This is a genomic window from Bradyrhizobium sp. JHI2711 (assembly GCF_056156565.1).
Window position 1 is genome coordinate 866409 of record NZ_JBPZPT010000002.1, and the last position, 13487, is coordinate 879895.

Sequence of the window (13487 nt, forward strand, 5' to 3'; positions counted from 1 at the left end):
CGGGACGTCCGATCCGGCATGGTGCGAAGACCAAACCGTGTCGATGCCTCGGCACAACGGAGTGTTTCATGACCCAAATTGATCATCAGGTTCATTCTCTCGGCCCGGACGTTACGGGCTCTCGTATTTTCAGGTTCATCGCCTTTCTGTACGGAATTGCGGCGTATCTCGTGTTTTTCGTCACCATTCTCTACGCGATCGGCTTCGTCATGGGGGTGATGGTGCCCAAGACCATCGATACCGGTGCCGAAGCGCCCGTCGTTCGCGCGGTCGTCATCAATCTGCTGCTGATGTCGCTGTTCGCGGTTCAACACAGCGTGATGGCACGCCGGCAATTCAAGGATTGGTGGACGCAGTTCGTCCCCAAGCCGGTCGAGCGAAGCACGTATGTGCTGTTCGCGAGCCTGTCATTGCTCCTGCTGTTCTGGCAGTGGCGTCCGCTACCCGCGGTCATATGGGAGGTCGAGAACCCCGATCTTGCCGTGACACTGGTCACATTGTCCTTCGCTGGCTGGGTGCTGGTGTTCACCTCGACCTTCATCATCAACCATTTCGAACTGTTCGGCCTGCATCAGGTGACGAATCATCTCGTCGGCAAGGAAATGCAGCCGCCGCGTTTCAAGACGCCGCTGCTCTACAAATTCGTCCGCCATCCGATCTATCTCGGTTTCATCATCGCGTTCTGGGCGGCGCCAGTCATGACCGCGGGTCATCTCTTGTTCGCGGCCGTGACCACGCTCTACATCTTCGTCGGCATCGCGCTGGAGGAGAGCGATCTCGTCGATCTCTTCGGCGACGAGTACCGGCAGTACAAGCAACGCGTCTCCATGCTTATTCCCTGGCGCCGGTCGGTATAGTCTAGGTCAAGCCCAGCGCATCCAATCGAAACGGCGCGCGGGGCGCCGACGCGCGATAACGATCCATCAGAAAAAGGGAGACGTCCAAATGAAACATGTCGGAAACTGCTTCTGCGGCGCGGTCACGGTCGAGGTCACGGGCGCGCCGGAGGCGATGGGCTATTGCCATTGCCGCTCCTGCCGCTCGTGGTCGGGCGGCCCGGTCAACGCCTTCAGCCTGTGGAAGCCGGAAGCCGTGCGCATCACCGAAGGCGCTCAGAATGTCGAGACCTTCGTCAAGACGCCGCTCAGCCAGCGCAAATATTGCAGGAAGTGCGGTGGCCATCTCATGACCAACCATCCGCCGCTCGGTCTGGTCGACGTTTTCGCCGCCACCATCCCCACCCTCGCGTTCACGCCCGGCGTCCACGTCAACTATGCCGAGACCGTGCTGCCGATGCGCGATGGCCTGCCCAAGCTGAAGGATTTTCCCGCCGAGTTCGGCGGAAGCGGCGAAATGATGCAGGAATAGCGGCGCGCCTTTGGCATTTTTTCGAGAGGGCGGCAGAGCGCTGCCCTCTCTGGCTTCTTCCAAGAGAGAAGGATGAACGACTAGCCTCCGCGCGATTCGACCACCTTGCGGCAGGAATCGGACAGCTTCGACTTGTTCTCGCGCAGGCAGGCGTTCATCTGCGGCGGCTTGCCGATATGCTCGGCGCAGAATTTGCTGGCGTCGCCGCGGCAGGCCATTTGCTCCTGCACAGATGGACCGGACTGCGCGGCAGCAGGCAGGGCGGCAGCTGCGAGCAGCAGCGCGGCAAGAACCGAAATCTTCATGGAGCACCTCTTTGGAATTCTCGTTGGTCCCGACCGGGATCAATCGGGCCGGACCATTCCGCAAAGGCCGGGCGCCGGTCCATGCCATGTTCATGGCAGCGGCCAGTCCTCCCGCCCGCGGTACCCCCATCTTCATGGCATGTATCCGCGCGCCGACTTTTGTCATTCAGGCTGCACCTCGGCTGCGAGACCCGGTGATTGCGTCGGGACGCCGAACGGAACCAGGAGAGCAAGATGTCGAAGAGAGCTGGAGCGCTGGGCGCAGGGCTGACGGTCATGGCGCTGGCGGGCGCGGCGACGGTGTCGCTGGGCACGAGCCCGGCGCAGGCCGTGGTCTATTGCAAGACCGTCGGCGTGCCCAAGGGCTGCGTGGTGCGGCCGACTGGCGCCGTGGTGGTGGGAGCGCCGGTCGCGCGGGCTGCCGTCGCGACCCCCGGTGTCGGCGCGCCCGGTGTCGGTGTGCGTGCCGGCACTCCGATGAATCGCGGCGGCCCGGTCAATCGCGTCGGCGTGCGCTGATATTTCCGCTTCATTGAAGTGATGCATCGCTTCGGGCCAAGGGGCCTGCGGACGAACCCCCCGTCCTCCGCAGGCAATTTTACCCGGCCCGTCCCCTCTCTCCGTGCGCCCCACACGTTCGGGGAGGGGGCCCTTTCAGCCCGCGGCCATGTCGCTGTCGGGAAAACGCTGCGGCAATTTCAGCCGCACGCGCGTGCCGGAGGAATCAGACGTCAGGTCGAGCACCGCGCCGCAGCGGGCGGCGCGGCTTTTCATGTTGCGCAAGCCGCGCGCGGTCTGGCCGGCCCCCGCGGCCTCGCCATTGCCGGCCAGCGCAAAGCCGCCTCCGTCGTCAGTCACGCTGATCACGCCATACGGCCCCTGGCCCGCGTCGAACGTATCGATGGTTACCGCGATGCGGCGGGCCTGCGCGTGCTTGACCGCATTGGTCACGGCTTCGTCGAGGATGCGCACGATCTGGACGACGTGCCATGGCCTGAGCTCGGGATGCAGCGGCAGACCCTGCGGCGTCGCGACGCGCCAGTCGAGCGTGATGTCGTGCGGGCGCAATTGGGCCGTGGCGCGCTCGCGCCAGGAGCCGAGCGCCAGCATCAGGTCGCCGCCGATGTCGTCCATGGAATCGATGACGAGACGGAGATCCTTCAGCGCCGCGCGGGCGGCGTCCGTGATGCTCGCGCCCGCGCTGCCGCGCTCGGACAGCGCGACGATGCTCACCAGCTGGCCGCCGAGGCCGTCGTGCAGGTCTCGCATCAGGCGCGTGCGCTCGTTGGCGAGCGCCGCCGCGCGGGCGCGCTCCTCCTCGCGGGCAAAGCTCGCCTTCAGCCGCTCCTCGGCCTCCCGCACCCGCGTCACCAGCTGGCCGGCAAAGCTGTCGACCTGGTTCAAGGCGCGGGCGAAGCGCCAGGTCAGCCCGGCGCCGATCGCGACCAGCATCGCCGAATAGGACAGGCGCGAGACGAAGATGCGATCGTTGCTCACGATATCGAGCACCGTGAGCATGTCCTGGACCCAGCAAACCAGCACGATGGTCACCGCGCAGCCGATCGTGAAGCTCGCCGCGTCCTGCCGTCGCACCACCGCGGTTGCGGTGACGCAGGCCATCAGGAACAGGCAGAGCCCGACGGTGGGAATACCGAGCACCAGGAACAGGATGCGCGGTAGCGGCGGGCCCCCGATCAGCCCGACCACGAACACGAGGACGCCGGGCACGAACAGCAGCGTGCCGTAGCGCGGCCAGCGCCAGCCGAAGAACAGCACGCCGAACACGACGATCAGCGCGCTCTCAATCGGTGCGGAGGCCAGCAGCACCGCGGCCAGGTGCGATACCGTAGCCGGCGGCACCGGCGGCGGCGCGAATGCCTGCACCACGCCGAGCACCATCGCCGTCGCCAGTACGCCATAGACCGGCTCGTGACGCCGCATCAGCCACATGATCGCGAGGATGACGGCCAGGATCGCCTGCCAGGCGGAAAACACCACCGGCAGGGTGACGAACAGCACCGTGCGTGTCTCATAGGCCGGGCGCAAGGCGGCATCCGGCCCGACATAGACGGTGTCGAGGAAGCCCTTGAGCGGGCCCCATACGAACAGCCGCACCGTGATCTCGTTTCCGCCCTCGCGCAGCAGCGACGCGGGGATGGCGGCGATCTGCGGCGTGTTGCGGTCGGGCCGGTTGGCGTTGGTGTCGCGTCGGGAGTCGAGCACGACGACGCCGTTGACGGCGACCTCCACCGCGTTGCTGAAGCGCGGCAGGAACACCGACCAGCCCGAGGCCGCATCGCCGCTCCGGAACGTGAAGGTGCCGGCGTAGATCGGCGGGTCGGCCAGCGAATAGCGCGACGAGGTGAAATGCGGCAGCGTCACCGGGCGCGTCAGACCGTCCTCCCGCGCCGAGAAATCGTCCACCGCGTAGTCGTCGGGATCGCTCGGCTGCAGCAACCGAATCCCCAGGATCGTGACGATCACGATCAGCACCTGAAGCAGCAGATAGGGCACGAGGCGCGAGGCGATTAGCCGGCGCCGCGGGCGTGTCGGTGCCTTCGTAGGTGCTTTGGCCGCGATCTCGCTCACAGCTTGATCAGGCCCTGCTGCACCGCCTCGAACACCGCTTCGCTGCGCGTATGCACCTCGAGCTTGCGATAGATGTTCTTGATATGGCCGGGGACGGTCTGCTTGGACAGGCCGAGATGGCTTGCGATCTCGGCATAGCTGAAGCCTTTGGCGATACCCCACAGGATGTCGATCTCGCGAGGGGTGAGCCTTGCCGTGTTGAGCGCGGGGCCGGGTGGCGGCTCCGCCGAATTCTGCGCGGCACCTTGCGTCCTGCGCACGATGAAGCGGGCGATCGAGGCCGAGATCGGCGAATGTCCCGCGACCAGATCGCGCACCGTGGTGGCGATGTCGGTGGGGAAGGCGTCCTTGAGTAGGTAGCCGGTGGCGCCGACCGTGATCGCGGAGATCACGCTTTCCTCGTCGCCCAGCGCGGAAATCACCATGATTTCGGTGTCGGGGAAGCGCTGCCGCATCTCGCGGATCAGCTCGACGCCGTGGCCGTCGGGCAGTCGCAGGTCGGTCAGCAGCACGCGCGGCGCGCCGGCGGCGAGGGCTTGCCGCGCCTCTGCGAGCGTACCGGCGCTGCGCACCTCGTAACCGGCCTTGACCAGCGCATCCTGGAGCCGCCAGCAGGTCGGCGCATCGTCCTCGACGAGGAGGATGGTGATGGCTTCACCCGTCTCGCCTTGTTCGGTCATGATCATGGTCCCGCGATCCGCGTGTCCCCCGCGGCGCGAAGCAAGTTTAACCGCAGCGCGAAGGCGGTGACACCCATAATCATGGGGGCGGGAAAGTCACGGGACTGCCATGTGCCGGCCTGACGTTGTCGGCCGACGGGCCAATCCGGCTTACGACAGATCGACCCGCGGTGGCGGATATCGCCGCGCCAGCACCGATAGCGACAGCGGCCGTTCGTCTTCCGGCAGCTCCAGATAGGCCAGCACGAGCGGCCGCTTCCAATCGCCGACGCCGAAATCCATCGCCGTCCATTTCTGCGGCTCGGGCCCTTCGAGCCCCCGGACCCAGACGAAATAGCGGGGAAGGTCGTCCGTGTCCGTCGTGCGTCTCCTGGCCATCGAAGCGGTCCGCTGCATCAGATCGTTGTCGCACGATATAGGGAATATCTGGGGGAAGTCGAACGCCCGGGGCGATCGGGGAAGCTTGCCGCCCGCGCCGGTGCCGGTTGGCGACAAAAGCGCTGTCGTTGCCCGTTAAGGTTCGATCCGTTCGAGAAATGATCGCGTCAGCGCGACAACCTCATCGAGGTTGGTTTCGAGCAGCCAATGGCCGCCATCCAGGAGATGCAGTTCGGCATCCGGCAGGTCGCGGAGATAGGCCCGCCCTGACTCCTCAGGCATGTAATGGTCCTGCGGCCCCCACAGGATCAATGTTGGGGGCTTGTGCTGCTGAAGATATCGGCGGTGCTCGGGAAACCATTGGCGGTTCGCCTTGAGGCCAAACAGAACGTCTGCGGCGGCGTCTTTCCGCCGCTCGGTCATCAGCGACCAGTGCAATCGCCAAAGGTCCGGTGCGATCAGTCCAACCATATCCGCACGCAAATCGTTCAGGAACTCGTCGCGGAAATTCTCTTCAGTGACAGCTTCCCGCATCGCCGCACGCATCTCCTGATCGGGCAGTGACCAGGACTTCTCGATGTCAGCGTATGCCGGGCCAAGCGCATCTTCGTAAGGTATGTCGCCGTTTTGAATGATCTGGGCCACCACCCTCTCAGGCCGCATGATCGCCAGCCTCGCTCCGATCGGTGAGCCAAAATCATGAAGGTAGATCACGAAGCGTTCGATCTTCAGCTGCTTCACGAACTGGTCGAGCCACGCGGCATAGCCGTCGAAGCTGTAGTCGAAGTCATCAGGTGTCCCGCTATAGCCGAACCCGGGATAGTCGGGAGCAATCAGCCGCCAATTATCGGCCAGTCGCGGCATCAGATTGCGGAATTCGTAGGATGAACAGGGATAGCCGTGCGGCAGCAGAACGACGGGCGCGCGTTCAGGACCGGCTTCTCGGTAGAAGGTATCCACGGATCCGATCCGGACCCTGCAATGTCTGACGCGTGTGTCCATGTCTTGCTTCCTTTGTAGATAAAGCAACTTCGGGGGCGGGGTTCCCGGCATCTGCTTCGTGGTGGGTAGAACCGCAGGCGGCTCTGCGGAACAACGACCGGAAGCTCACCGTTACGAAGCAACACCGGAACGGGAGGTCGTTGTGATCCATCATGTCTCCGTCGGTACGAATGATGTTCAGCGTGCGAAGCGCTTCTACGATGCGGTCTTGCCGGTCGTCGGGATCACGCCGATGGCCGAGGACGAGGGTGGACTGGGCTACGGAAGCGGGACGTTTCACTTCAGCGTTCAAGTTCCGATCGATGGAAAACCCGCGACCGTGGGTAACGGCAGTCATATCGCCTTTGCCGTCGAGAACCGCGCGATGGTCGATCGCTTCTACGCAGCAGCATTAGAGCATGGTGGCAGCGACGCTGGCGCTCCCGGGCTGCGGCCGAGTTACGACCTCAACTATTATGGGGCGTTTGTCCGCGATCCAGACGGTCACAAGATCGAGGCCGTGACCTACTCGGCACAATAGTCGCGAGCGGGAAGGCGCCATGCCGACCATGCCCTATGCAATTATCGAAGCTCCTTCGACGCTCGGCCTTGCGACCGACGGCGTGGAGCGCTTGCCCGAACAGCTGCTGAAGCTTGGACTTGCGGAGCGCATCGGCGCACGCCGCGCCGGGCGGCTGGTGGTGCCTTCGAAAGATCCGGTGCCGGATCCCGAGACCGGCATCTTGAACGCCGGCGCAATAGCGGCGTGGTCGCCCCAGCTCGCCGACGCGGTGGAAGCGGTGCTTGTCGCGGGCGAGTTTCCGCTGGTGCTGGGCGGCGATTGCACGATCTTGCTGGGCTCGATGCTCGCGCTTCGACGGCGCGGCCGCTACGGCCTGTTGTTCATCGACGGCCACGCCGATTTTTTCCAGCCCGAGGCGGAGCCCAATGGTGAGGGCGCCTCGATGGACCTTGCCTTCGTTTCCGGCTACGGCCCGTCCCTCCTGGCCGACATCGAAGGTCACGGTCCTCTGGTCCGCCCTGAAGACATTGTGGCGTTTGGATATCGCGATCACCAGGATCAGGCGGAATATGGAAGCCAGCCGCTTCCCGAAGAGCTCAAGGTGCTTGATCTTCCGGCTGTGCGGGCGCGGGGCATCGAGGCCGCTGCACGCGAAGCCGTCGATTACCTGATGCGAGCCGAGCTGGACGGCTTCTTCATCCATCTCGACGCCGATTGTCTCGACGATGCCATCATGCCGGCTGTCGATTTTCGCGTGCCGGGTGGGTTGTCGTGGGACGAGCTATCGACCGTGCTCCGGGTTGGCTTGGCGAGTGGCAAGGCGGTCGGCCTGGAGATCACCATTTACAATCCGGGCCTGGATGAAGACGGCAGCGCCGGGCGTGGCCTGGCCGATGTGCTCGCAGCAACGCTCGGGTCGTAGCTCGAGTTTGCTGAACCAGTTCGACTTCGCCAAGAGGCTTCGCCGGACACGCTTCGCCCTTCGAGCCCCGCCACGCGAAGCCCGAAGCGTGGTGCCCCTGGCCGGAATCGAACCAGCACTCCTTGCGGAACTCGATTTTGAGTCGAGCGCGTCTACCAGTTCCGCCACAGGGGCCCTCGGTCGGCCCCATAGGCGGCGTCGCGAAGCCGGCGGACTATAGCCATGGACGGGACGGGGTCAACCCGCGCCAAAGTGATCCCGGCCGTTCTCGACAGCCGCATGGGCCGGGGCTAGAGGCTTAGGGCGCGCGAGAGATACGAAAGAGGCTGCCGTGACCACCCAGAGTGCCGCCATACCTGCGTTCAAGCCGGGCGCCACGAGCCCCGCGCTGACCGCCGCGGCCTTGGTCACGCTGATCGGCGCAGCCACGATTGCGGGCGCCTGGTTCTTCCAGCTCGTCCTGGAGATACTGCCCTGCCCGTTGTGCCTGGAGCAGCGCTACGCCTATTACCTTGCGATACCGCTCGGTGTGTTGACGGCGCTGGCGGCGCGAAGCGGCGCGCCGCGGCCGCTGCTGCTGGCGGGGCTGGCGATCCTCACCCTGGCCACGCTCGCCAATGCCGGCCTCGGCGCCTACCATTCCGGGGTCGAATGGGGGTTCTGGAAGGGGCCGACTGATTGCTCCGGTCCGGTCGTCAACCTCGGCAGCGCCGCCGATCTCTTGTCGAAGCTCGACACTGTGAAGGTGGTGCGCTGCGACGAGGTGCAATGGCGCTTCCTCGGCCTCTCGCTCGCCGGCTACAACGTGCTGATCTCGCTCGTGATGGCCGCCATCGCCGCGTGGGGATTCGTACGGACGGCGAAGCGCTAAAGCTCAATCATCCACGTCGTCCTGCGTGCGCCCGAACAGGTGCACGATGCCCGGCGTTGCGATCGTCACGAAGACGAAACGCGACAGGTGGTGGGCGCCGACGAAGATCGGGTCGATGTGCAGCGTCAAGGCCAGCGCCAGCATAGCGTCCATCGCGCCCGGCGCGAAGGCGACGACGACGTCGGAGAATTTCACCGGGGTGGTCAGCGCCACGATGCCAACGAAGATGGCGGAGACGGCGATGGCCACGGCAAACGAGCCCAGCGCAGCGCGGAGGTGGCCGGCGAGCGTCTTGATCCGCATCCGCGCGAAACGGCTGCCGATCAGTGCGCCGATCCCGATCAGCGCAACGCCACGCACCCAGTCCGGCAGGCCGCCCTCGACCCATCCGGCACCATGCAGCACGCTGGAGGCGATCATCGCGCCGAACATCCAGCTCGCGGGAAACCTGATCAGCCGCAACACGAGCGCTGCGGCCAGCGACGCGGCGGCTAGCTCGAGCAGGTCGAGCGGCGAGGCGATGGTCGTTGTCAGCGACTGTGCAGCCGAGGGCGTGACGCCTGCAATCGCCAGCACCATCGGCAGCGCGGCGGTCAGGATCATGACGCGCATGGTCTGCACCACCGCAATGCCCGGCAGGTCGGCGCCGCGCTCGACCGCCAGGATCGTGATCTGCGACAGCGCGCCGGGACTGCCGGCCAGGAAAGCGGAGGTGCGGTCCCAGCCATGCATGCGCTGGAGGTAATAGCTCGACCCGAACGTGGAGCAGAACGTGGCGAGCGCAAGCAGGCCGATGGTGACGGGGTAGGCGCTGACCTGCTGAAGCAAATGGCGCGAGACGACCGAGCCCAGCGAGATGCCGAGCAGCACCAGCACGGTCTGGGTCAAAATCGGCGGCAAGGTCAGCTGGCGGCCGGCGATCGCGGCGATCCCGACCGCGATCATCGAGCCGGAGATCAGCCCGCCGGGAAGGCCGGCGAGCAGAAACACAAGGCCGCCGGCGGTGCCGATGACGAGCGTCTCCACCGTGCTCAGGATCGTGGCACGGCTCGGCCATTCGAACGACAGGGAGGCGGTGATGTGCTTCACGCCACCTTATCGCAAATCAGCGCGAGGCGCACAATTGCAGGCTCATCATGCCGCAATGCGCGAGGCCTTCCGCGGAGGCTCGGAAGGAATCGTGACGGGGTTATTTCTTGTCGGCTGCGGGAGCGGCGGCTGCGCTGCCGGCCTTCGCCTCCTTTTTGCATTCGCGACGGAATTTCTTGCGCTCCTTCCCCTTCAATCCCTTGGCGTCTGCCTGCCTGGAGCATTCCAGCGATTCCGCCGATCGCTCCTTCGTTGCCCTCTTGTCGTCGACGGTGGCGGCAGTGTCGGTCTTGGCGGCCGGCGCGGCGGTCTGCGCGAAAGCGGTGCCGGTGACGAGCAGGGAGGCGAGAGCAACGGCGGCGAGGCGGGACGTGAAGGTCATGTGGTGCACTCTGCTTGCGAGAATTGCGAAGGGCTGAAACGTTGGCTCGCGTTGCTGAACGCGACATGAATGAAGTCGAGCGGCAGGATCACTATATTTTGCCGGCGCAACTCATCGCATCCTTGTCGCAAGCGGCTAACACGCTAGGATAGCAATCCGCAATTCACTTCCGTCGGGGAAGATCAAGCAGGAGACCCAGGGATGACCATTCAGACGAAATTGTTGTATGCGATCGCAGCGTCCGGTGTCGCGGCATTGCTGACGAGCGCGCCGGCACAGGCACTGACAGCGCAGGAGTGCAGCGCGAAGTACCAGGCCGCCAAGAAGGACGGCTCGCTCGGCACCATGAAGTGGAATGACTTCCGCAAGGCCCAATGCGGTGCCGATGCGACGCCCGCCGCTGCGCCGACAGGGGCTGCGCCCACAGCTCCCGCGGAGCCGAAGCAGGCCAAGAAGGAAGAGGCACCCGCCGCCGCGCCGGCCCTGCCGGCCGGTCCTGCGGTCTACCCAAACGCGGTCGATCCGAAATATGCCAAGGAGACGCCCGGCAAGGCGCGCCTGCACACCTGCGTCGACCAGTACAATGCCAACAAGACCACCAACGGCAACGGCGGCTTGAAATGGATTCAAAAAGGCGGCGGCTATTACAGCGAATGCACCAAGAAGCTGAAGGGCGCCGCCTGAGCTTCGCATTGCTGCGAAGGCCGGAGCGACGCTCCGGCCGATTCGCCTGAAGTGTCGCGCATGATCTTGTCAGAACACCTGCGCTCACCCGGCCCTTGCGGTCCGGATCATGCTCAGTCGAGCAGCTTCTCGGCAGATTTCGCCACGAGCTGCGACCGCTTGCGCGGACCGCTCTCGACGAACAACAGGCTCTGGCCGAAGATGAAGCAGTAGAACAGAAAGGCCTGCGCGTCGGCCTCCTCGGCCGCAAGACCGGTTGCGCGATAGAGGTCGCCGACGTGCCTGAGCCGCGCCGCGTCGACGCTCGCCACCGCCGCCGCGGCGTTGTCCTCCGATCGGGCCCATTGCCGGATCGCGAGCTCGATCGCCATCCCTTCTGGATTGAGCCGCTCGGAATAAAGCTGGATCACCGCCTTCAGCCGCTCGCGGGGCGCTTGTCCGTCGAGGCTCGTCTGCTGCGCGATCGCGGCGATGCGGCCCTTGCGCCAGGCTTCGAGCATGGCCTCGAGCAGTGCGGCGCGGTCGGCGAAGCGCCGGTAGAAGCCGCCCTTGGTGACGCCGAGATTCTTGGCGAGCACCTCGACCCGCACGCCCTCCACCCCCGCGCGGGCGAGCTCGGCAAACCCAGCCTCGACCCAGACGTCGCCCTTGCCGTCGCTCATGGAGAAAGCCTCACCCGGTCTTGATACGGTGCCGTATTGCTAACGTGACACGGGTTTGATACGCTACCGTATCAACGAGCAATGACGAAATTGCGGGAGGAAATGCGATGGAGCAGGAGGCGACCTATCGCGGCACGGTCTATCCGTGGCAATGCGACCATGTCGGGCACATGAACATCATGTGGTATGTCGGCAAGTTCGACGAGGCCAATTGGAATCTGTTTGCTCGTCTCGGCCTGACGCCGAGCTATTTGCGCATCTCCGGCCGCGGCATGGCCGCGGTGCAGCAGAACATCGCCTACAAGCGCGAGCTGCTCGCCGGCGACATCGTCGAGATCCGCAGCCATCTGCTCGAGATCAGGGACAAGTCGATCCGCTTCCGGCACGACATGACGAATGCGGAGACCGGCGAGCTCGCGGCGACGTGCGAGGTCACCGGCGTGCACATGGACCGCCAGCTCCGCAAGTCCGCCCCGTTCGCCGATTGCATTCGCGAAGCGGCCTTGAAGCAACTTGCCGAACCAGCCGAGGTGTGAGCCATGACTGCCTTCGAGCCGAAAAACCCGGGCTATCGCGCGGCGGCCATCGCCATGTTCGATGCCCAACCGGCCATGCGCACGCTCGGCATCGTGATCGTCCGTCTCGCGCCGGGCGAGGTCGAGCTGGCGATGCTGCATGCGCCGGCTCTCACACAGCAGAACGGTTTCATCCATGCCGGCATCATCACGGCCGGGCTCGACAACGCCTGCGGCGTTGCGGCCTTCAGCTTGATGCCGGCGGAGGCCGGTATCCTCACCGTCGAATTCAAGACCACGCTGCTCGCGCCTGCCCGCGGCGAGCGTTTCGTCTTCAAGGCCGAAGTGGTCAAGCCCGGCCGCACGCTGACCTTCTGCGAGGCAAAGGCCTACGCCGAGCATGACGGCAAGACCACGCTGATCGCCATGATGAGCGGGACCTTGATGGCGATGCTGCCGGCGGCTTAGTCGAGCCGGACGCGATTCGCGTGGCAATCGCGCCCGCGGCATTCTATATGACCCGTAACAATGACCGGTGCGCGGCCGTATATCCGCAAGACGGGACCGGAACGGGACGATATGACTGGATTTGGGAATAATGGCCTTGGGCCGAGCCGGCGCGCAGCCTTGACGCTGATCGGAGCGGGCGCTCTCGCCGTGGGTGGGATCGTTTCGGCGCGCGCCGCCACCGGCGATGACGAGGTGCTGACCGAAGCCAAGGTGCTGCGCGATCCCGACACGCCGGTCGCAGGCAATCCCGACGGCAACATCACCATCGTCGAATGGTCCGACTACAATTGTCCCTATTGCCGCAAGCTCGAGCCCGAGCTGCGCCAGGTGGTCCAGGACGACGGCAAGGTGCGGCTGGTCATGAAGGACTGGCCGATCCTCGGGCCGGTTTCGGTCACCGCGGCGCGGAGCGCGCTGGCGGCCAAGTTCCAGGGCAAGTATCACCAGGCCCATGACGCCCTGATCGGCGTCAGCTCGCGCCTGACCGAGCCGCGCATCAACGAGCTGCTCGCGGCTGCCGGGGTCGACATGGACCGCTTGAAGCGCGATCTCATCGGCCACGCCAAGGACATCGACGCCATCCTCAAGCGCAACAACGAGCAGGCTGAAGCTTTCGGCTTCCAGGGCACCCCGTCCTTCATCGTCGGCAAGTATCGCGTGCCCGGCGTGCTCAGCATGACCGAGTTCGAGCAGGTCATCGCCGACGCCCGCAAGGCCAAGATGAACTGAGCCGGCGATATTTCAGGACGCAATACAAAGGCGCCGTCGCGGGTCTGCGACGGCGCCTCGTTCATGTCGATCGGACGAAATTACTTCGACGAGATCCGGACCCAGTCCTTGTGCGCGCGATCGCGCAGCGCATCCCAATCGGCCTTGGCGACGTCCCAGTTCACGATCGTTCGGTTGGTGGTCGCGATGTCGCCTTTGGCGACTGACGACGTCTGCATGGAATCATAGACGTAGACGCCGCCCGCAAGCAGCAACGCGCCCAGGATCATTCCGAAAAAAGTCTGCATGGCGAACCTCCG

General features: G+C 65.0%; 19 protein-coding genes and 1 tRNA gene. 10 read left to right on the forward strand and 10 right to left on the reverse strand.

Translation table 11 applies throughout. The annotated features are described in order from the left end of the window. Positions 1 to 68: 68 nt before the first annotated feature. Complete coding sequence (gene mddA, locus ACTEK7_RS16585) at positions 69 to 857, forward strand: methanethiol S-methyltransferase (protein WP_225147415.1); 789 nt, start codon at positions 69 to 71, stop codon at positions 855 to 857. Positions 858 to 945: 88 nt separating this feature from the next. Next, complete coding sequence (locus tag ACTEK7_RS16590) at positions 946 to 1368, forward strand: GFA family protein (protein ID WP_036040263.1); 423 nt, start codon at positions 946 to 948, stop codon at positions 1366 to 1368. 80 nt (positions 1369 to 1448) lie between these two features. Here the strand turns inward: ACTEK7_RS16590 and ACTEK7_RS16595 are convergent, their stop codons facing one another. Then, a complete protein-coding gene (locus tag ACTEK7_RS16595) occupies positions 1449 to 1673 on the reverse strand; it encodes a hypothetical protein (RefSeq protein WP_036020653.1) in 225 nt (74 codons plus the stop codon). Positions 1674 to 1907: 234 nt separating this feature from the next. Between ACTEK7_RS16595 and ACTEK7_RS16600 the strand changes: the two genes are divergently transcribed. Next, positions 1908 to 2192: a hypothetical protein gene (locus ACTEK7_RS16600; RefSeq protein ID WP_036020657.1), complete on the forward strand. Its 285-nt coding sequence runs from the start codon at positions 1908 to 1910 to the stop codon at positions 2190 to 2192. A 135-nt stretch (positions 2193 to 2327) separates the two neighbouring features. Here ACTEK7_RS16600 and ACTEK7_RS16605 read toward each other — a convergent pair whose 3' ends face one another. The 4 genes from ACTEK7_RS16605 to ACTEK7_RS16620 form a co-directional block, all read right to left on the reverse strand. Then, positions 2328 to 4262 carry a sensor histidine kinase gene (locus ACTEK7_RS16605; RefSeq protein WP_225147414.1) on the reverse strand — a complete coding sequence of 645 codons (1935 nt, stop codon included), beginning with the start codon at positions 4260 to 4262 and terminating at the stop codon, positions 2328 to 2330. Next, positions 4259 to 4942, reverse strand: a complete 684-nt coding sequence (locus ACTEK7_RS16610; RefSeq protein WP_035996793.1) for a response regulator — start codon at positions 4940 to 4942, stop codon at positions 4259 to 4261. Before ACTEK7_RS16610 ends, ACTEK7_RS16605 begins: the two co-directional genes overlap by 4 nt. A 150-nt stretch (positions 4943 to 5092) precedes the next feature. Beyond that, a complete protein-coding gene (locus tag ACTEK7_RS16615; RefSeq protein WP_036020661.1) occupies positions 5093 to 5320 on the reverse strand; it encodes a hypothetical protein in 228 nt (75 codons plus the stop codon). A gap of 135 nt (positions 5321 to 5455) precedes the next feature. Continuing rightward, on the reverse strand, positions 5456 to 6322 hold the full coding sequence (locus tag ACTEK7_RS16620) for an alpha/beta fold hydrolase (RefSeq protein WP_225147413.1): 867 nt from the start codon (positions 6320 to 6322) through the stop codon (positions 5456 to 5458). A gap of 142 nt (positions 6323 to 6464) precedes the next feature. Between ACTEK7_RS16620 and ACTEK7_RS16625 the strand changes: the two genes are divergently transcribed. Both ACTEK7_RS16625 and ACTEK7_RS16630 read left to right on the forward strand, forming a co-directional pair. Next, positions 6465 to 6842 carry a VOC family protein gene (locus ACTEK7_RS16625; protein WP_035996730.1) on the forward strand — a complete coding sequence of 126 codons (378 nt, stop codon included), beginning with the start codon at positions 6465 to 6467 and terminating at the stop codon, positions 6840 to 6842. 19 nt (positions 6843 to 6861) lie between these two features. Then, positions 6862 to 7746, forward strand: a complete 885-nt coding sequence (locus tag ACTEK7_RS16630) for an arginase family protein (RefSeq protein WP_225147412.1) — start codon at positions 6862 to 6864, stop codon at positions 7744 to 7746. Positions 7747 to 7835: 89 nt separating this feature from the next. Here the strand turns inward: ACTEK7_RS16630 and ACTEK7_RS16635 are convergent. After that, positions 7836 to 7920 (reverse strand) — tRNA-Leu (locus ACTEK7_RS16635). Between the two features lie 157 nt (positions 7921 to 8077). On the opposite strand from ACTEK7_RS16635, the gene ACTEK7_RS16640 reads away from it, so the two are divergent. Beyond that, complete coding sequence (locus ACTEK7_RS16640) at positions 8078 to 8617, forward strand: disulfide bond formation protein B (RefSeq protein ID WP_109142230.1); 540 nt, start codon at positions 8078 to 8080, stop codon at positions 8615 to 8617. A gap of 3 nt (positions 8618 to 8620) precedes the next feature. Here ACTEK7_RS16640 and ACTEK7_RS16645 read toward each other — a convergent pair whose 3' ends face one another. After that, entirely contained in the window at positions 8621 to 9706 is a 1086-nt protein-coding gene (locus ACTEK7_RS16645) for an AbrB family transcriptional regulator (RefSeq protein ID WP_225140759.1), read from the reverse strand. A 100-nt stretch (positions 9707 to 9806) separates the two neighbouring features. Next, positions 9807 to 10088: a PsiF family protein gene (locus ACTEK7_RS16650; RefSeq protein WP_035996742.1), complete on the reverse strand. Its 282-nt coding sequence runs from the start codon at positions 10086 to 10088 to the stop codon at positions 9807 to 9809. Between the two features lie 201 nt (positions 10089 to 10289). On the opposite strand from ACTEK7_RS16650, the gene ACTEK7_RS16655 reads away from it, so the two are divergent. Next, the gene (locus ACTEK7_RS16655) at positions 10290 to 10772 is read left to right on the forward strand and encodes a hypothetical protein (RefSeq protein ID WP_225147411.1); all 483 of its coding nucleotides are present in this window, start codon (positions 10290 to 10292) and stop codon (positions 10770 to 10772) included. Positions 10773 to 10885: 113 nt separating this feature from the next. Here the strand turns inward: ACTEK7_RS16655 and ACTEK7_RS16660 are convergent, their stop codons facing one another. Then, positions 10886 to 11434: a TetR/AcrR family transcriptional regulator gene (locus ACTEK7_RS16660; protein ID WP_035996748.1), complete on the reverse strand. Its 549-nt coding sequence runs from the start codon at positions 11432 to 11434 to the stop codon at positions 10886 to 10888. Between the two features lie 107 nt (positions 11435 to 11541). Here ACTEK7_RS16660 and ACTEK7_RS16665 point away from each other — a divergent pair, with 107 nt between their 5' ends. The 3 genes from ACTEK7_RS16665 (at position 11542) to ACTEK7_RS16675 (ending at position 13188) form a co-directional block, all read left to right on the forward strand. Continuing rightward, on the forward strand, positions 11542 to 11970 hold the full coding sequence (locus tag ACTEK7_RS16665; RefSeq protein ID WP_225147410.1) for an acyl-CoA thioesterase: 429 nt from the start codon (positions 11542 to 11544) through the stop codon (positions 11968 to 11970). A 3-nt stretch (positions 11971 to 11973) separates the two neighbouring features. Further along, the gene (locus ACTEK7_RS16670; RefSeq protein WP_036020678.1) at positions 11974 to 12417 is read left to right on the forward strand and encodes a PaaI family thioesterase; all 444 of its coding nucleotides are present in this window, start codon (positions 11974 to 11976) and stop codon (positions 12415 to 12417) included. A gap of 111 nt (positions 12418 to 12528) precedes the next feature. Further along, entirely contained in the window at positions 12529 to 13188 is a 660-nt protein-coding gene (locus ACTEK7_RS16675) for a DsbA family protein (protein WP_225147409.1), read from the forward strand. Between the two features lie 80 nt (positions 13189 to 13268). Here the strand turns inward: ACTEK7_RS16675 and ACTEK7_RS16680 are convergent, their stop codons facing one another. Continuing rightward, positions 13269 to 13475 (reverse strand): hypothetical protein, encoded by a 207-nt coding sequence (locus ACTEK7_RS16680; protein WP_035996755.1) that lies wholly within the window; start codon positions 13473 to 13475, stop codon positions 13269 to 13271. Between the last annotated feature and the right edge of the window lie 12 nt (positions 13476 to 13487).